Origin of the sequence: Salinibacterium amurskyense (assembly GCF_002797685.1) — a bacterium.
GTDB classification, from domain to species: domain Bacteria; phylum Actinomycetota; class Actinomycetes; order Actinomycetales; family Microbacteriaceae; genus Rhodoglobus; species Rhodoglobus amurskyensis.
Genome location: NZ_PGFH01000001.1, coordinates 1,294,195 through 1,312,502 on the forward strand (window position 1 = coordinate 1,294,195; position 18,308 = coordinate 1,312,502).

Genomic DNA, 18,308 nt, shown 5'->3' on the forward strand with positions numbered 1-18,308 from the left:
GAGTACGGGGAAAGGCGGGACGGCGCCAACGAGACTTCCAATATTTCTAGGTTTGTAAAGCTCTAGGCGGGCGGACCGATATGGAGCTGGGTGGGGCGGGCATTCGTTCGCTGATCCCACGCGCACGCCAAGGGCGTGGCCGGTGACGCCTCGTCGTGAACGTGAAAAATTAGCCATAACAGTCGGCCATATCGGTCGAAGCTCCCTAGTGGGTTCTGTCACCGCAACGGCCGATTGTGCCATAGATTGAGTTTATGTTCGATATTCTGGCGCTCGAGGGCGTGACCCAGTGCGTCTAGGAGAGAATCCCTTTTCCGATTCAGCGATAGCGAATCTTGTCAAGACGAAGTCCGATAATGGCATCCTCCACGTACTGACGCGTGAAAGTGCGACTAAGGAGTTCAAGGAGACTTTCATGTGGGGGTCGATCGGGCTTTACGCTCGAACGATGGCGGCTTTCGCCAACTCACGCGGCGGGTACATCTTGTTCGGAATCGAAGACAAGCCCCGTGTGGCCGTAGGGCTAACTGGCAAATCGAAGATCAACTTCGATGATTTGGACCAGGCGAAGCTCACAGAGTCCCTTAATCAACTTTTTTCACCAGAAATCCACTGGACGCTCGGTCTGATCGAATTGGCGGGTGGCCTCACTCTTGGTGCTATTTACACGTTTGAATCCGACGATAAGCCGCTCGTCGCGACCAAAAACTACCAACAGCAGAATGCCAAGATTCTCGAAGGAGACATTCTCTATAGATATAATTCTCGATCGCAGCGGATCAAGTTTCCGGAGTTGAAACGACTTCTGGACGATGCGAAACTGCGGGAGCAACGTGCCATGATGAGCCACATCGAAACCCTCGTAAGAGCAGGCGCGTCGAACGCGGCAGTCTTGGATTTCTCAGAAAACATCCTCAAAGGGCCGAATGGACAGACAGTCCTCATCGATGAGGGACTTCTCGATCAGATCTCCTTCATAAAAGAGGGCGAGTTCGACGAGGTAGCCGGCGCACCGACCCTAAAACTCGTGGGCGACCTCCAGCCCGCAACCGCAATTACACTCGGTGAGAACCGCATTGTGCGTACAGCACTTTCCAGCGACGACGTGCTCGGTGATTTCCTGATCCGCCAGAATGTCGGCAACCCGGAGCAATACATCCGCCAGGCGGCAGCTGGGACAACAGGATACCTCCCAGTTCAGTTCTACCGCGTACTAGCTCGGCTGTCCCATGATGAGCTATATGCATACGTCGCGGAGGTTGCTACGCGATCACCCGCTAAGAAAAGACTTCTGGAGCGGCTTTCCACTGCAAGCGATATGAAAGTAAGTCCACCGTTAGCTGACTCTCCGCACCCCTCGACAGTAGAACGCCGCCGCTTTTACGACCAGTTGGTAACGGGCGGAGCAGGAGAGATCGAGATTGTCACCGCGAGTGAAGCGCAACACTTCCTCGTGTCTATCAAGAGCCTAGAAGACGAGCAGATTCACGCCGACGTGGGGGGAGTGCTTGAGCTCATGAAGATGTGTTTTGATGTTTACTACGCCACAGATTCAAAGGTGGCGGACGCTCTTCGTCGAGCCTCATGCCGAGTAGATAGCGCGATGTTCGGATCCGCGTAGTTCGACCTTTGTTAGGTGAATGGCTGGTTATTCACTCGAGGGTTCCTGTTCGACACGCCATTTTACGTGCTCCGAATCGGTCTTCGATTGCTGCTTGTCGCTTTCTCTTTTCGCTCGCTTGCCCGAGTCGCACGCGAGGTCTTTCTCTACGTCCGCACATGGGTGAACACCCATCCATAGATGTGCTCCTAAACGGCGGGATACGTGGCACCGTTTCGACTTGATCTATTTTCCCACAGATGCGGAAGTCAATCGATGCTCGAATGCGCGACCATCTATTTTCACGCAGAGCCGCCGCGACCGTGTCTCGTAACCGCCCAGCCTCGCTGTTCATGCGTTTCGAGACACTTCGGTTACCAGTCAATCCGGGGGCTTCGGGGAGAGATGCGAAGCACAAGAATTAACGCCTGGTGACGCAATAGGTCGAGCTGTACGAAGCATCAAGTCACCGTCGCGCTGGTCGCCCCATCACCGCCCGGGAGAATGTGCACATCTCGGAACCGAGAGGACGGAAACGGAGGTCGTCGATCTGCCGGCGACCAAGTATCCGCGCTTACAGCCCTCATTTGGATGAGTTCGGGGCGCTGGAATAATGCAGCGAGCATCGCGTCGGTCGCCTCCTCGAAGATCTGTCGCTTCAACACCTCTAAGGCTTCTGTAAGCCGGCCGATTAAGCTGTCTATCATCTCGCGAACTCTTTCAACGAAGTCCCGTGGTAACGGCTGCTCGAACGTCATGCTCCGAATCTTCACGAGCTCGACTGAACCGTCTGACAGCCGTTCCAAATCGAAAAGTGGCACCGTTACCGTCATCGTGTTCTCGGAGTGCACCGCAAATCGATTACGGAGAATACGAATGCTTTCGGTCAGCTCGGAGTCGTCTGGGGAGAATTGGACATAATCAGCCAAGTCGCCTCGTACTTTCGACCCCCACGTACGTCCATAGATGCTCACTGCTTGCACTATGAGGTGGCGTTGAGTATCCGCTTTGTCTGCGCCTGCGGCAGCGTCGATAGCAGATAAGGATTGACGAAGGTCGTGCATGTGGCTCGAGGCAGCGATGTACTTTTGCACAGCCTTCGTGTCAAAGCCCATTGTCTGCACCCGTGTTCCGCGCTCCTTGTCAATCCCCGCTATCACGGCTTGACGCGCGGCATCCTCGGTGTTCCCCCACGCGCGAAGCTCCCACTGGGCCTCCTCGCCATCGAGTTTGCGGAAAGATGCGACCGCTCGCCATGCTCCGCGTTTATCAGCCGGTGCCGGGGCGACAATTGGGTCCGAGTGTGCTCCAGGCGTCAGCTGCTCCATGAACCGAAGCGTACAGGGCGGCAGTCAAAATCAAACTTGGCCTAGGTGGTCGTTCTGGGTTGGGGAGAATTTAGTGTCAAGACGCCATCGAGAGTGGGGTGCAAGGTTCTTGTCCTGTGACGCTCTGGAATCGGCTCAAGGGCACCAGCCTGAACAACATCGCCGACGTCTGATCCACCGACCCAAAAACTAGCGCGCTAGAGAACTTTTGATTGGTGAGTAATCGTAGGGTTTGAAGTGTATGGAAGCTGGTGGTGAGGGCTCCCCCCGAGAACGGAGTCCTCATTATTGTTCGCGGGTCAGCAAGCGCTGTGTCAAGAACCGACTAGAGGGTTCAGGGCTTACAAAACAGGTCCGGCCCCTTCGTCGATGAGTCCCTGCCCAGTGGCGTTTAGACCGACCCACGTCGCCTCCTCCACCTTGTATTGAATTACTGCAACGGGTCCTAATTCAGCGAACTCGAAGGCCGCTTTTGTGAGGGATCCGGAAGTCCAGAGCACGGGGGTCTTGTTGAGGGTGATTGCAACCCCGAAGATTTCGCGTATTTCTTCGACTGGTACGGCTCCTGCGTAGTGTTTGACGCTTACTGCAAAACGGCTAGTCACGACGTCGACCCCGCCATCTTGAGACTGCTGAGTGACCGTTGCGTCATGAGCTCCAAGTGATCGCATGGCATCAGCAACCCATAATTCGGCGCCACGGGGCGACACTCCGTAAGGCTGAGCGACCGGTGCAGCAAACCCAGTCTCCGCACGTTTGCTCCTCAATTTCTGGTCCCTCTCCGCGAGAGCTGCCGTTAACAACAACCAACGCTCAGTAAGAGGCGCAACGAGTTCTTCAATGGCTAATCTCGCCCTCTGTATCGCTATCAACCGTTGCGCGGCTCGCCTCTCCTCTTCTTCCCTGCGTTCGTCATCGCCGAGGGGGAGCGGGGTGCCCAACGGAAAGTCTTCAAGATACTGGTCCCGAGCTAGTTCTACCTGTTCGAGCATGTTCGCTTGGAATTCAGTTGAGACGTCGCTCCATGTGAGAGTGATGAACTTCGCGCCAGAATTGTCGAACCTGCGTTCTTCCGTCATTCGCTGCACGTACGCCACGGTGATGACTCGGATCGCTTGGGAAACGGCGCCCGCACCGCTATCTTCCTCAAGCGCATGCAACGGTCCTGCGAGTCTCCCTAATTCTCGGTGGAGATGGAGGAGGTCATCGAACGATACAGACTCATCTCGATTGGTATTGGTGCGTTCGACGAACTCAATCGCTCTTGTGCTGGCGTGCGCGCGATATTCCTCCCGCGACGCAAGGGCTGCCTGTTCGCGGGTCCAGCGCCTTGTTGCTAGGTTCATGGCTGCCTTCCGCGCAGCGCGTTTATTCTTCTCTTTTTCCCTGTTTGCGAAGTCCTGAATGCGCTCATTGCGGGATACGCCGTCCAAACCGGATATCCGGCGAAGCACTTCGGAAATTTCCAAATCTCTGAGGCCCGCTTCAACGAGCGCACCGCTTTTACATTTCCGGGCAGCCGCAATGAAGACTCCGAACAAAGAAGTCTGCTCATCCTCCGTCACGGCCGCGAGATCGTCTCGAAGTTCTGTTGTTAGGAGCTCAAGATGCATTTTTACGATTTTGGGCTCGCCCTCGACAGCCCAATCGGCAACAGAACCCGCCAGTTTTCCTTCGCGCATGAAGAACATCCTGAGCTCACGGAGCGTCAGAAATTCCATAGTTCTCTCCAATTCGAACTCACGGGCACCCGCGAGCACGTGCGCGTCGGGCAACCGCGCGATTCAATATCCCAGCTCGATTCGCCGATTCAACTTTGCGGGGTCAGGAGGACTCGAAGCTGGCTTAGCTAGTTCGACGTCATCGATCTTTCTCAGCTCGGCTTTGAGGATCGGGTCGCTTTTGACTTTGTCCCAGCGGACAGAGGTCCGGGCGTTCGGGCGTATTTCGAGGAAGCCCGCGTCAAATGCGCGATCGACAAAGGTCGACAGGCAAATGCCGTTGCTAGGGTCGGTCCGAATATTCTCGTCATCGCTCCACGGAACGATATGGGATGCCACCAAGAACTCGCGTGTGCTGATGCCAGTCACGGCGCATTCCCCGCCATAGTTCGCCTTCACTGCCTTCGAGAAGACGCGCTGGGCGCTCCCGCGTATCTTCGTCGTTCCGGTCTGATCCTCGACGCGGAAAACTCCTAAGTCGAAGTCCTTTTGGATCGCAGAAGTCAACTTCGGGTCAGCGTCTGCAGCCTCGGCGATCTGGTCGTTTAGGACACCGCGAACAATTGTGGGCTCAAAGCTGCACCAGCCGTTACCGTCGAAGTAAATGGTGTCGGCTACGCGTCGATATACCCATTTGGTGTTGTCTGAAAATTCTGACTCACCCTTGAAAACTCCAAGGAACGCGTAATAGTTGGGGCCCGGTCGGGACTTCATGTGGCCGAAGGTGAATACATATTCCCGAAGTTGCTTCGACTCCATAACATCTGCGTACTCGCCCCCGAGAACAGGAACCATGGTGATCGTGTCGCCCATGTCGGAAAGCGAGTTGGCCCAGTCCTTGTTCTCATACATCTTCGGGAACCAGACCTCTATGGACTCATCGAGCCGTATCGTCGCCCTTTGGTGGCCTTTAAAGTCGTGACCGAAGAGCTTAGCTACTTGTACATGGGTGCTAAACGGGACGTGGTCGTTCACCGATAGACGGCCGTGTTCGATTAGATCTTCGAGCCAGACCGCGTCGGCATTGGGAACGAGACTCTTGCGGCGCCGGACTGTAACCTGTGGCGTGAGCGTCGGCTGTCCGCCGTCTTCCGGCAGATCTTTGGCGTAACGCTTGTAGCAGAGCAGCCTGTGCTCGGCAGCCATATCGTCAACATCAGAAGCCGTGCTTTCTGCTCCGAACCGAGGCGCCCGTTCGTACCCTGGCCCCATGGACCCGTCAGCGCGTATACAGAGCGATGTCAGTGGTGGTTCTTCAGCGTCAGCTGCACGTTGCGCTGCAATCTCAAGAACATCGCCAATCCAGTGTTTGATTAGTTGATCTGTTTTGATGCCCGTTCTGCTTTGCAAAAGCAGCGCAAGCTTCTTGTAGGTAATCGTGTTGTTGTATCGATGAGCAACTTCTTTGAGTGTCTCGTAGGCCACAGGTGCCCATAGCGCGAGCGTTTCGGCAGGGGCAACTTCAGTGCCATCAGATCGGGAATACATGGGCCCAGTATGGCGTGACGGTCACGCTGTGCGTGGATTCCACGCTCTATGGAGAGAAGTGGCTTTTGGTGCGGGCGGCGCGGAGGCATTGTTCGGATCAGCCATTACCGTTGTTGCCTACTTGGTTATAGAGCGCGTGTACGCAATCGGTGAGCACAAGTTCGATTACGCAGGTCTTCCATTTGGTGGTTCGGGAGAGCGGCCGGCGGTTTGCCGCATGTGGCGCATGCGAAGCCCGGTGACCGAACTCCGTGCTGTGTGTATTCGGGCCCGCCGGATGCTGCTCAAAAAAGCACGTCATGCGCTGCACCGTCAATACCGGGCTATTCCGAGCACCTAACCGCCTCAGACCATCGACCCCAGATCTGACCCGGTCGACGGGTAAGCGGCGGTTGTCGCCTTGATTTGGCGGGTGGTGAGGCCGTTCTTCATGGCGAGAGCGATCGTGTTGGCGAGTTCGGCGTAGTCGTGGCCGAGGAGGTGGGCGCCGATGATGCGGTCGGTGCTCTTGTCGACCAGAATCTTTGTCGCACCGGTCGTTTCACCAATGCGGTAGCTGGAGAACCATCCGCTCGTGTCAGTGAATCGCACGTCAACGTTGAGCCCGCTTTCCTTGGCCTCGTGCTCGAGCATGCCGACTCTCACAAGTTCCGGAATGGTGAGCACCGCAGTGGGAATGGCGCTGTAATCCGGTGTCGCCGAATTCGGCTTCAACATGTTGGATGCCGCGATCTTGGCCTCGAACACCGCCACCGGTGTCAGCGGCATCCCTGGGGTGTCCGCAGCATCGCCGGCCGCATACACGTCAGGGTTCGTGGTGCTCTGAAGGTGCTCCGAAACTTGGATGCCGCGAGGGCCGAAAGCGACATTGGCCGCTTCGAGGTTCAGGCGATCGAGGTCTGCGGTGCGCCCCGCACCGTGCACGACGAGGTCAACATCCATCGTGGATTCTGTGTCGCCCTGTTGAGTCGTAACCCGGAAACCTTGGGTGAGTTTCTCGACACTCGTGATGGTTGTCTCGCGGCGCACGGCGACGCCAGCGCTCTCACCACGCTTGAGCAAGAGTTCGACGAGGTCGGGGTCAAAACCCTTCAGCGGGATGCGGCCGCGGTCGATGACTACCGGGGTGCTTCCCGCGCGGGCAGCGATGTGCGCAAACTCGAACGACACAAAGCCGCCGCCGATGAACGCAATCCGTCGCGGAAGCTCGGGGAGATTGAGAAAGCCCGTGCTGTCGATGAGGTGCTCGTGGCCGGGGAAGTTGAGCTCGCGGGGCACTGCACCGGTAGCGATCAAGAACTTGTTTGCCTGAAACTTGGTGCCGTCGATCTCGATGTGGTTGTTGTCGACGAACGTCGCGATGCCGTGCAGGGTGTCAACGCCGGCCGCCTTGAGCCCCTTCTCCATGCTCTCGGGCACCGGATCGGTGAAGCCGTGCTTGTGCTGCATGAGGTCAGCCCAGTTGACGCTGAGGTCATCCGCGTTGATTCCCTTGTCGGCGAAGAGGCGGGCAGAGTCGACGATCTCTGCAGCGCGCCGAAGGATCTTCTTGGGGTCGCATCCACGAAGCGCGCACGTGCCGCCATAGGGGAGTGCATCCACAATTCCGACGCGCCACCCGCGTGACGCCGTCTTCTTCGCGGCGGCAATGCCGGCCATTCCGGCTCCGATGACGAGCAATTCATAGTTGTTGTCACTCATGGCTGTTCAACTTCTCTCTCAGCTGGTCAACGGTGGGTGCGCCGGCAAAGCCAGCCGGGGTGATGTAGCGGCGGCAGGCAAGCCCGACCGGGGCATCCGGCTGGGCAAAGGGATCCACACCATCGAAGAGGATGCTCGGCGACCCGCGGAACCCCACACGCTCAGCTTCCTCGACCGTGTCGACCAGGTGTCGCGACACGGTTATCTGCGTGAACTCCTGTACGAGTTCGGTGATGTGCTGATCGGCAACCTTCCAGTTGGGGCAGCCCTCGAAGTATTGCAGCGTGATTTCCATACCTTCACCGTAAACCTTGAAGTGCACTTGAAGGTCAAGCGTTAGTGTTGCCCCATGCTTATTGGAGAAGTAGCCGATCGCCTGGATGTTCCCCGCCACACGATCCGTTTTTACGAAAAGCAAGGGCTTCTGCCCGAGCCTCAGCGACAAGGCAACGGGTATCGCGACTACGATCCCGCCGTCGTCGACCGCGTCACGTTCATCCGCAACAGCCAAGCCGCGGGGCTCACGCTCTCGGAAATCATGAGCATCCTGTCGCTGCGGGATGCCGGCGAAGCACCCTGCACCCACGTCTCAAGCTTGCTCGAACACAAACTAGAAGGCGTGCAGGAGCGCCTGACAGACCTGGCGGCGCTCGAAGCGGAGCTGAAGCAACTCATCCACGAGGCTAAGGCTCTCGACCCGGCCAACTGCACCGAGGCTGAGATCTGCACCATCATCCCGCGCACCTAGCTGTACGTGTTCGGCCCGCCCCAAACAGTGTGCCAAGAAGCCGGTGAGGCGCTGGATCGCACCTCTTTGTGTTCCTGATCGTCCTCGCCCTCAGGAAGGCGCGACCAATATAGTGGCGTCATGGCCATCACTAGCCCCGCAATCGAGACGCTTCGAAGTGCCGGGGTCACCTTCCGGCTCATGCCAGATGCGGATGCTCGCGGCGAGGAACCTACCGAGCAGACCCAGGGTCTGATCAAACCGTTCCATTCGGTCGCCTGCCACTGGGTGTACCGAGAGAAACTCCCGCCGGTGTTCGTAGTTCTGTCACCGGAGCGCACAATATCTCGGCTCAAGGTTGCCGATGCGGTAGAGGACACCGTCACGTCAATCAAGCAACGAAAGCCCAGCGACGTGGCGACGCAGTTGGGCGCCAAACGTCCCCGAGGAGAACCCTCGCGGGTCATCGTGGATGCTGCTCTGGCTCGGGCATCCAGACACGTCATGTTTCCCAGCGGCGCCAAGGACCAGACGATCGTCGTCACTGCTGCGGGCCTCATCGATGGTTTCGACGCGCATATCTGGGATGTGAGCGACGTACCGGTGTTGCAACGCGTGGAGCCCTACTTCGCGGTCACCGCCGATGGGATCAGATCACTCGAGCCCGACAAGGAACACTCCCACGTGAGCCCCGGCGAAATCTACTTTCCCGAGGTTCGCCAAATCGTGAGCATCGGCGCTACGGAGGAGTACCTGGAGTGCTTTGATCGAGCGCTCCTGGCGGCCAAGAAACATCATCCCAAGCCGTCAGAGTCCGAACACGCGGCAGCACATTTCGCCTTCCTCAAGGAACACTAAAAGACCTGACCGCACGGTGGGGTGCAAAACCCCACCGTGCGCGGCCCCGTAGAGCTACTCGATCAGAGCTCTGCTCTTCCTAGCTGATGCCGTTTCCGGTGTAGGCATACATGTCGAGGTTGTCGCCGCTGACCTCAAAAGTCACGACAACGTTGGTGTCATTGTCTGCATACCAGCCGTGATATTCGAAGATGACCCCACCGGCGTCGTAGTCATTGTTCACGTAGTAAGCGCCGTCAACACCAAACATGTCGGCAACATCCTGATAGCTCGTGGCGTCCCCGCTGAGGTTTGCCGCCTTCAGCTCTTCGAACGCCGCCGCAAAATCATCCGCTGGGATCAGAGGGTAGTCCTCGGGGAAAGCTGTGACATCCAGCTCTTCGACCTCAACCGTGTACCCCGAGGACTCTGCCTCAGAGGTGCTTGCGGCGCTGCTGCTGCACGCAGTCACGGTCAGAAGTAATGCGCTTGCTAAAAACAATGCTGTGAGGCTCTTCACAATCCCTAATCCCTAGTCGTAGTCATTCCGAATATCGATTGCGGATAACCTCTAGGCACTAACGGAGTGACGCCTCATGCACAGAGGCACCAACGCCCGCGCCGCAGCCCGGACGCGCCAGACCCCACACAGACCGGGTTGCTGCGCGCAAACCCGAGGGAGGGTGCGACCCCGGAGTGAAGTCGCTCATCGATCGGAACTCGTGAATCTCGGTGGGCGCATCCGATGGCAGCACAGTGTGGGGGAGATCGTGGACTTAGAGGTTTCAACTCATCTCTGATCGTTCATCTCTCGATGACGAGTGACGAATCCGCGCTATGGTCATCGGTAAGCACTGCCGGCGCTTACGTTGCGTGATCGTCCACTCACCCGATTGCTGGACGACGAACTTAGACTGGACAGACAAATGAAAAGACGAAAAATCTTTGGTTCACTCGTGCTTGCTCTCTCTTTAGCTGCAAGCGTAGCTGGCTGCGGCTCGCCGCCTCAGCAAGCTGAAGAAGCTTCACGCGATTTGATACAGGAGCAGCAGGATCGAAATGACCTAGCGCTCCTCGCGTATGTAGAGGCTGAACGTGCAACGATTCCGCGCCTACTTGACCAGTACCCGGGGCTCTATAGCGAAGCACTCGTTTCTGGCTCCCGTTTTGAATCGCGAGGAGATCGCGGCATTCCCGCAGGAAGCTATTCAGTCGTCACCTTCACCTACGACTACGCGAACGCGGTCGATTGGACCGCCGCGCAAGCAGCCCTCGACACGCAACGCTCGGCTATCGATGAGCTTTGCGAAACTGCAGTGTTTCCCGCGATGAGGAGCGCAGGAATTACGGGATATCTCGGCGTCGAATACTTATATAAGGATGCTAGAGATATAGGAACTTTGTGGGATTACTCTTGTTGGGAATCCTCGTTCTAATTTCGACAGGTTAGTTTGACCCATCTTTTCGGAGCAGCGCTCACGGCGAGTGACACTTTCGCTACGTATCGAGAGCCTCTGTGGTAGATGATCAGGTCAGAGAGTCTTTCGAATAGGAACAGGTATGACCAAAGCGAATTGTGTGGCGTTCTGCCGATCGATGATTCATGCGGCCGCCAAGAGGATGCCGTACATGCACTCCGCACCTAATCCTCAAATGTGTTGACCATGGCGTGCGCGGCACGGTCGAGGTACGCCCAGATTTCGGCGTCGTAGAGCGGTGGCAGTTCGAGGGTGTCGAGGGCGTTGCGCATGTGGTGCAACCAACGGTCGCGGGCATCCGGGTTCACCTTGAAGGGCATGTGGCGCATGCGGAGGCGGGGGTGTCCGCGTTCCTGGCTGTACGTGTTCGGGCCGCCCCAATACTGTTCCAAGAAACCCGTCAGGCGCTGGATCGCACCCTCAAGATCGGGCTGCTCCGGGTACATCGGCAGCAGCACCTCATCCGTTGCCACACCCACATAGAACTCGCGCACAAGCTTCTCGAACGTGTCGCGACCGCCGATGAGTTCCCACATCGAATCGGCCGGAGCATCCGGAGTCACCGCCGGCTTCGCAATGATGCGAATCTTCGGGCGCTTCACGGGGTCAGCCGCATTGCCAGATTCAGCCGCAGTCTCGGCCACGTTCTTGGGCTCAGCCACGCCCGCAGCGTCAGCCACGTTCTCAGGATCGGTCATTTCTTGGGCTTCTCCTCGCCAAAGTTCACGGGCACTGGGCGCGTGCGGGGCGGTCGTGCACCGCGCACACTCGCAGCACCCTCAAAGCCACTCAACACGATCGAGTTCAAAGCGGGAAGTTTGACACCCGCCTCATCCAAATCCTTCTTCAAACGGGCCCGCAGCTCGCGAGCAACATCATCCTTTGTCGCGGATGCCGTCTTCACGACGAGACGAACGACCACCGCTTCATCCGAAATAGATTCGATGCCCCAAATCTCGGGCACCTCCAAGATGCGAGTTGTCCACTTGGGGGTCTTATAGAGATCAACGGCGGTCTTCAGGATGCGCTCCTGCACGGCATCCACATCGGAGTCATACGGCACAGCAAGATCAATGATCACGCGCGCCCAGCCCTGCGACATATTGCCCACCCGGGTGATCTCACCGTTGCGCACAAACCAGAGGGTTCCGTTCACGTCGCGAACCTGGGTGGTGCGGATGTCGACAGACTCCACGACACCCACCGCCGGCCCGAGGTCAACAATGTCGCCAACGCCCAACTGATCCTCGGCCACCATAAAGAGACCGTTCAGCACATCCTTGACCACGTTTTGGGCACCAAAACCGAGACCAGCACCGGTCGCCGCCGTGATGAGGGCAAAGGCGCCGGTGGCGTTGGGGGCGAAAAGATCGAAGAGCAGCAGCAGCACGACGATCACGATCGCCACGGTGACCAGGCTGGAGAGAACGCCGCCGAGAGTGCGAGTGCGTTGAACAACGCGCACAGCGGCGAGCGGGGAAGTCAGCAGAACTTGAGTGTCGTGAATGTTCTCTTTGTGCTTCACACCGTTCACTACGCGGTCGACGACGCGCTTGATGACGAACAGCAGAATGAAGCGAAGAACCCAAGCGCCGGCAATGATCACGGCACCTTGAAGAAGCGTCGAGCTCTCGTAAAACGCTCGCACCGCGGCCCACAGGCCACCTATCGTGAAATCTTCCATGCTTGGGAGCCTAGCGAGCGACTGCTGAATAGTCGCCGCTAGGCTCCCGCACGACCACCCGAAGGCGGCTGAAAGGGGTTAGGAGTTGTCGCGAGCCTGAACTACCAGCGCACGCTCAACCCCCGCAAGGTTCTCCACGATGATGCGGCGCAGGGCCGGCACATCAGGGTTTGCCTCGAGCCAGGCGTTCGTGGCATCCACGAGTCCCTGGTTTGCCAGCGGTGCCGGGTAGAGGCCACGAAGAACCGTCTCGGCAATCGCGTAGCTGCGGTTGTTCCACACATCGTTGATCGCCTCAAAGTACGGAGCCACGAAAGCTTCGAGCACAGCGGGGTCGTTCACGTGGGTGTAGCCCATGGTCACGTTGCGCACGATCGCGTTCGGAGCCTTGTCGCTCTTTACGAGCGAGTCGAATGCGGCCTGCTTGCCCGCCTCCGTGGTGATCGTGGCGCGAGCGCGGGCCGCAGCCTGCTGGCCGTTCGCCGTCTTGTCCTTGGCGAGAGCCTCATCCACTTCAGCATCACCGGCAGCACCGTTGAGCACGAGGCCCTCCAGAAGCTCCCAGCTCAGGTCCGTGTCAATCTCGAGACCCTCGAGCGTGGTCGAACCGCTGAGCAGGGCGCGAAGCACCGTGACGTGCTGTTCGGTGGATGCCACATTCGCGAAGTACTTCACGAACTGGAACTGAGCATCCGATCCAGCCTCAGCACTCTGAGCGAGACCCCAGAGCGTGTCGCCGATCTTCTCGATCGTGGCGGCACGACGCTCAGGAGCAACGTACTGCTTAGCAACCAGAACCAGCTGCGCGAGCGTGGTGCGGATGGTGGTCGACTCGGTCTCCGAGGCAATGTTGCCGAGAACCAGGGCAACATAATCGCTGGCCGGAGTCTCAGCATCGCGAGCAGCATCCCACGCGGCACCCCACACGATGGCGCGAGCCAGCGGGTCAGTGATGTCAGAGAGGTGCTTCATCGCCACAGCAAGCGAGGAGTCATCGAGACGAATCTTCGCGTACGCGAGGTCGTCATCGTTGATCAGGATGAGGTCGGGGCGCTTCGTGCCCACAAGCTCGGGAACCTCGGTGCGCTCGCCTTCAACATCGATCTCGACGCGGTGGTGGCGAACAAGCTTGCCGCCTTCCAGCGAGTAGTAACCGATGGCCAGACGGTGCGGGCGAATCGTGGGGTAGTCCTCGGCGGCGGTCTGAACGATCGCGAAGCTTTCGACGGTTCCGTCTTCAGCGGTCACTACATCCGGGCGCAGCGTGTTCACACCAGCGGTCTCAAGCCAGAGCTTGCTCCACTCCATGAGCTCGCGGCCACTGGTCTTCTCCAGTTCAACCAGCAGGTCCTTGAGCTCAGTGTTGCCGAAGGCGTGCTTCTTGAAGTATGCGGCAACGCCGGCCATGAACGCTTCGAGACCAACCCAGGCCACGAGCTGCTTGAGAATCGAGCCTCCCTTGGCGTAGGTGATGCCGTCGAAGTTGACGAGAACGTCATCGAGGTCATTGATCGATGCGTAGACGGGGTGAGTCGAAGGAAGCTGGTCCTGCTTGTAAGCCCAGCTCTTCTCCATGGCCTGGAACGTGGTCCACGCTTCGGTCCACTCGGTGGCTTCAGCGGTCGCGATGGTCGATGCCCACTCAGCGAACGACTCGTTCAGCCAGAGGTCATTCCACCACTTCATGGTGACGAGGTCGCCGAACCACATGTGAGCCAGCTCGTGCAAGATCGTGACGACGCGACGTTCCTTGATGGCGTCGGTCACCTTCGAGCGGAACACGTAGGTCTCGGTGAACGTGACAGCGCCAGCGTTCTCCATGGCACCAGCGTTGAACTCGGGCACGAACATCTGGTCGTACTTCTCGAAGGGGTACGGGTACTGGAAGTGCTTCTCGAAGAACTCGAAACCCTGCTTGGTCTTCTCGAAAATGTAGTCAGCATCAAGGTGCTCGCTCAGCGACGCACGCGTGAAGATACCGAGCGGGATGACGCGGCCGTCGCTCGAGGTGAGCTCGTCGCGAACCTCGGCATACGGGCCAGCCACGATCGCGGTGATGTAGCTCGACATGATCTGAGTGGGCGGGAACTCCCACGTGGCGTTCTCGCCATCCACCACAGGCTCAGGAGTGGGGGAGTTGCTGATAACAGCCCAGCGTGCCGGTGCGGTCACGGTGAACTGGAACGTGGCCTTGAGGTCAGGCTGCTCGAACACAGCGAACACGCGACGCGAGTCGGGCACCTCGAACTGCGAGTAGAGGTACACCTCGTCATCAACCGGGTCAACGAAGCGGTGCAGGCCCTCCCCGGTGTTGGTGTATTCGGCATCCGCCACAACCTCAAGAACGTTGTTCTCAGCAAGGTTGTCGAGCTGGATGCGCACACCATCGTTCACGGCCGCAACATCAAGAGCGGTGCCGTTGAGCGTGACCGAGTGCACCGTGCGGGTGATCGAATCAATGAAAGTGGATGCGCCAGCAGTGGCAGTAAAGCGAACAGTCGTGCTGCTCTTAAACGTCTCAGGACCCGTAGTGAGGTCAAGCGCAATCTCATAGCTGTCAACGTTGACAATCGCTTTGCGTTCTTGCGCTTCAACTCGGGTGAGGTTCTCTCCGGGCACGTACAACTCCTTCGTGTTGGGGCGGTTTGTGGCCGCACCTATCTACCTTATGCCGCACCTCCTCAATGTCAGCACTACCGCTCGGATGCGACCGTAGACTGGACGAATGCGCATCCATATCGCCACCGATCACGCCGGCCTCGAGTTCAGTGCCACCCTGCAGCAGCACCTCACCGATGCAGGCCACGAAGTGATCGATCACGGACCTGTTCAGTACGACGCTCTCGACGATTACCCCGGGTTCTGCATCGCCGCAGCCCGTGGTGTTGCCGCCGACCAGGCTGCCGGTGTCGACGCCCTCGGTGTCGTCTTCGGTGGTTCGGGTAACGGCGAGCAGATCGCCGCCAACAAGGTCGTGGGCATCCGCGCCGCGCTCGTGTGGAACGACTCGACCGCCGCTCTGGCGCGCCAGCACAACGACGCCAACGTCATCTCTATTGGCGCCCGCCAGCACACCGTCGACGAAGCCACGCGCTTCATCGACCTCTTCATCGCCGAGCCCTTCTCGGGCGACGAGCGTCACGCCCGCCGCATCGCTCAGCTTGCCGAGTACGAAACGACAGGCGCCATCGCCGCGCACCCCTTCGACAACTAATGCCTGAGGGGCATTCCGTACATCGCATCGCGCGCCAGTTCGCGCTGCACTTCGTCGGCAAAACCGTCGCAGTGTCGTCTCCGCAAGGCCGCTTTGCTGCGGGAGCCGAACGCATCGATGGACTTCGGATGCTCAGCGCCAAAGCTGTGGGCAAGCAGATGTTTCTCGAATTCGAGCACGACCGTTGGCTGCGCGTGCACCTCGGGCTCTACGGAGCGTGGGATTTCGCGGGCAACTTCACCGCCGACGCGACCACGGCATCCGCCGCCGGTCGTATGGGGCAGACCAACCAGCACGGCACCGTCGTGGGGGAGCACGAAGACTCGCTCGCGAGCATCGGTGCCCCGCGCCGCACACGGTTGCGGATGTCGGAGCAGGAGAAAGCGAGCGATGCGCCGTCTGAGTTCCCGCCCGAGCCCATCGGCGCGGTGCGCGTTCGTCTCCTCACCGATACGACGTGTGCCGACCTGCGCGGGCCCACCGCGTGCGAAGTGCTCACCCCTGACGAGGTGCAGGTCGCGCTCAACAAGCTCGGGCCCGACCCGCTAGTCGACGACAACGGCGCGGCTGAAGAGCGCTTCGTTGCTACCGTTCGCAAGAAGCAGACCGCTATCGGCATCCTGCTCATGGATCAGTCGGTCGTCAGCGGCATCGGCAACGTGTACCGCGCCGAGATTTTGTTCCGCGCTCGCCTCGACCCGCACACTCCGGGCAAGCTCATCCCCGAAGAGTTGCTGCGCGAACTCTGGCGTGACTGGGCACACCTGCTCGAAATCGGTGTGCGTACCGGCCAGATGATGACAATGGATGGACTCACCGGCGACGACTACACGGCCGCGCTCGCGAGCCGGGATGACCGTCACTGGGTCTATCACCGCGAAGGGCTGCCGTGCCGCGTCTGTGGCGCGAACATCGCAATGGAACTCGCTTCGGCCCGCAAGCTGTACTGGTGCCCGAGCTGCCAAGCACCACTGGGCAGCTAACGTGCGTCACCGCGCTAACTGCGCGTACGCTAGCCCAGAACTAGCCGCAGAAATGACAAGGGCATTACCGAGTGAAACTGACTAACGCGCGCATCGTCGGCGACGATGCCTCCGCCCTGGTCGATGTCACCCTCACCGAGGGCCGCATCTCCGCTATCGAGCCCCACCGGCATGCTGCGGATGCCGCGGGCGACACTGCTGCTGAGCGCGACTTTGCCGACCACGAGAGTGTCGATCTCGACGGCCGCTGGATCATGCCCGGCCTCTGGGATCAGCACGTGCACTCGAGCATGTGGGCGCAGCAATCGCAGCGCATCGACCTCAGCCACACGACCTCGGCCACTGAAGTCGCCGTCACTCTCGCTACTTCGGTATTGCCGCAGTCCGAGGGCATCATTGTCGGCCAGGGTTTCCGCGATGCCCTGTGGCCCGACCAGCCCACCCGCGCCCTGCTCGACTCGGCCGTCTCTGACATTGCCGTCGTTCTTGTCAGTGGCGACCTGCACTCCTGCTGGCTCAATAGCCTCGCCCTCGAACGCTTCGGCTTCTACGATCACCCCACCGGCTTCCTGCGCGAAGAGGAAGCCTTCGCGGTCGGAAGTGCGCTCAGCCGGGTGGAACCCGAGGTTCTCGACGAGTGGATCCACAACGGCGCGCGCGAAGCGGCATCCCGCGGTGTGGTCGGCATCGTCGACCTCGAGATGACGTGGGAGTTTGAGAACTGGCAGCGCCGCATGCTGCACGGCTTCGACCTGTTCCGCGTGCGCGTTGGCGTGTACCCGCGCTTCTTGGAGCGCGCCATTTCCGAAGGTCTCGCCACCGGGCAGCGCCTCGCGCCGTTGCTCGAAGTCGGTCCGTTCAAGATCATCACCGACGGTTCGCTCAACACCCGCACCGCGTACTGCGTCGAGTCGTACCCGGGCGAAGCCGAGAACAGGGGAGTGCTCAACATCCCCACCGATGAACTCGTCGAATGGATTCGCACCGCCAGCGACGCCGGCCTCTCACCCGCCGTTCACGCCATCGGTGACGACGCCAACACTCTTGCCCTCGATGCTTTCGAAGCTGTCGGATGCCGTGGCCGCATCGAGCACGCCCAGTTGCTGTCCGCAACGGACCTGCCTCGCTTCGCGGCTCTCGGTATTGGTGCGAGCGTGCAGCCCGAACACGCCATGGATGACCGTGACGTAGCGGACGCACTGTGGCCCGGGCGAAACGACCGCACCATCGCCCTCCGGGCTCTGCTCGATGCGGGTGCTGAGTTGCTGATGGGCTCGGATGCTCCGGTGGCACCGCTTGACCCGTGGGCAGCGATCGCGTCGGCCGTGAGTCGTAGCCGCGATGGGCGCGAGCCGTGGCATCCAGAACAGTGCATCACGGTTGCCGAAGCGCTGCAGGCCTCAGTGCAATCAAGCATCGCGGTCGGAGAAGTCGCTGACATTGTCGTGACACGCAAAAACCCGCTCGACTGCAGCGGTGATGAGCTGCGATCGATGCGGGTTGACGCGACGATTCTGGATGGCCGCTTCACTCACAACGAGCTGTAG

The 18,308-nt window shown here is 59.3% G+C and carries 16 protein-coding genes; 7 read left to right on the plus strand and 9 right to left on the minus strand.

Annotated elements, in window-relative coordinates; translation table 11 throughout:
* The first annotated feature begins 289 nt into the window (after positions 1-289).
* Entirely contained in the window at positions 290-1,621 is a 1,332-nt protein-coding gene (locus CLV85_RS06205; RefSeq protein WP_100388691.1) for an ATP-binding protein, read from the plus strand.
* Positions 1,622-2,061: 440 nt separating this feature from the next.
* Here CLV85_RS06205 and CLV85_RS06210 read toward each other — a convergent pair whose 3' ends face one another.
* The 5 genes from CLV85_RS06210 to CLV85_RS06235 form a co-directional block, all read right to left on the minus strand.
* Positions 2,062-2,928, minus strand: a complete 867-nt coding sequence (locus CLV85_RS06210) for a hypothetical protein (RefSeq protein ID WP_100388692.1) — start codon at positions 2,926-2,928, stop codon at positions 2,062-2,064.
* Between the two features lie 341 nt (positions 2,929-3,269).
* Positions 3,270-4,649, minus strand: coding sequence for a restriction endonuclease (locus CLV85_RS06215; RefSeq protein ID WP_147433351.1), 1,380 nt, complete (start codon positions 4,647-4,649; stop codon positions 3,270-3,272).
* A 63-nt stretch (positions 4,650-4,712) separates the two neighbouring features.
* Positions 4,713-6,137, minus strand: coding sequence for an HNH endonuclease (locus CLV85_RS13480; protein WP_189621820.1), 1,425 nt, complete (start codon positions 6,135-6,137; stop codon positions 4,713-4,715).
* Between the two features lie 345 nt (positions 6,138-6,482).
* Positions 6,483-7,838: a dihydrolipoyl dehydrogenase family protein gene (locus CLV85_RS06230; protein ID WP_100388695.1), complete on the minus strand. Its 1,356-nt coding sequence runs from the start codon at positions 7,836-7,838 to the stop codon at positions 6,483-6,485.
* A complete protein-coding gene (locus CLV85_RS06235; protein ID WP_100389286.1) occupies positions 7,831-8,133 on the minus strand; it encodes a thioredoxin family protein in 303 nt (100 codons plus the stop codon). The genes CLV85_RS06230 and CLV85_RS06235 overlap by 8 nt, the downstream gene beginning before the upstream one ends.
* A gap of 54 nt (positions 8,134-8,187) precedes the next feature.
* On the opposite strand from CLV85_RS06235, the gene CLV85_RS06240 reads away from it, so the two are divergent.
* A complete protein-coding gene (locus CLV85_RS06240; protein WP_100388696.1) occupies positions 8,188-8,586 on the plus strand; it encodes a heavy metal-responsive transcriptional regulator in 399 nt (132 codons plus the stop codon).
* A 120-nt stretch (positions 8,587-8,706) separates the two neighbouring features.
* Positions 8,707-9,423 carry a hypothetical protein gene (locus CLV85_RS06245; protein WP_100388697.1) on the plus strand — a complete coding sequence of 239 codons (717 nt, stop codon included), beginning with the start codon at positions 8,707-8,709 and terminating at the stop codon, positions 9,421-9,423.
* A gap of 79 nt (positions 9,424-9,502) precedes the next feature.
* On the opposite strand, the gene CLV85_RS06250 is transcribed toward CLV85_RS06245, so the two are convergent.
* Positions 9,503-9,874, minus strand: a complete 372-nt coding sequence (locus CLV85_RS06250; RefSeq protein WP_157847481.1) for a hypothetical protein — start codon at positions 9,872-9,874, stop codon at positions 9,503-9,505.
* 454 nt (positions 9,875-10,328) lie between these two features.
* Between CLV85_RS06250 and CLV85_RS06255 the strand changes: the two genes are divergently transcribed.
* Positions 10,329-10,838 (plus strand): hypothetical protein, encoded by a 510-nt coding sequence (locus tag CLV85_RS06255; RefSeq protein WP_147433352.1) that lies wholly within the window; start codon positions 10,329-10,331, stop codon positions 10,836-10,838.
* 206 nt (positions 10,839-11,044) lie between these two features.
* Here CLV85_RS06255 and CLV85_RS06260 read toward each other — a convergent pair whose 3' ends face one another.
* The 3 genes from CLV85_RS06260 to pepN form a co-directional block, all read right to left on the minus strand.
* Entirely contained in the window at positions 11,045-11,416 is a 372-nt protein-coding gene (locus CLV85_RS06260; protein ID WP_100389287.1) for a globin, read from the minus strand.
* A gap of 158 nt (positions 11,417-11,574) precedes the next feature.
* Complete coding sequence (locus tag CLV85_RS06265) at positions 11,575-12,564, minus strand: mechanosensitive ion channel family protein (protein ID WP_100388700.1); 990 nt, start codon at positions 12,562-12,564, stop codon at positions 11,575-11,577.
* 78 nt (positions 12,565-12,642) lie between these two features.
* Positions 12,643-15,183 carry an aminopeptidase N gene (gene pepN / locus CLV85_RS06270; RefSeq protein ID WP_100388701.1) on the minus strand — a complete coding sequence of 847 codons (2,541 nt, stop codon included), beginning with the start codon at positions 15,181-15,183 and terminating at the stop codon, positions 12,643-12,645.
* 106 nt (positions 15,184-15,289) lie between these two features.
* Between pepN and CLV85_RS06275 the strand changes: the two genes are divergently transcribed.
* The 3 genes from CLV85_RS06275 (at position 15,290) to CLV85_RS06285 (ending at position 18,308) form a co-directional block, all read left to right on the plus strand.
* Complete coding sequence (locus tag CLV85_RS06275; RefSeq protein WP_100388702.1) at positions 15,290-15,778, plus strand: ribose-5-phosphate isomerase; 489 nt, start codon at positions 15,290-15,292, stop codon at positions 15,776-15,778.
* Positions 15,778-16,761, plus strand: a complete 984-nt coding sequence (locus tag CLV85_RS06280) for an Fpg/Nei family DNA glycosylase (RefSeq protein ID WP_100388703.1) — start codon at positions 15,778-15,780, stop codon at positions 16,759-16,761. The genes CLV85_RS06275 and CLV85_RS06280 overlap by 1 nt, the downstream gene beginning before the upstream one ends.
* 71 nt (positions 16,762-16,832) lie before the next feature.
* Positions 16,833-18,308: an amidohydrolase gene (locus tag CLV85_RS06285; RefSeq protein WP_100388704.1), complete on the plus strand. Its 1,476-nt coding sequence runs from the start codon at positions 16,833-16,835 to the stop codon at positions 18,306-18,308.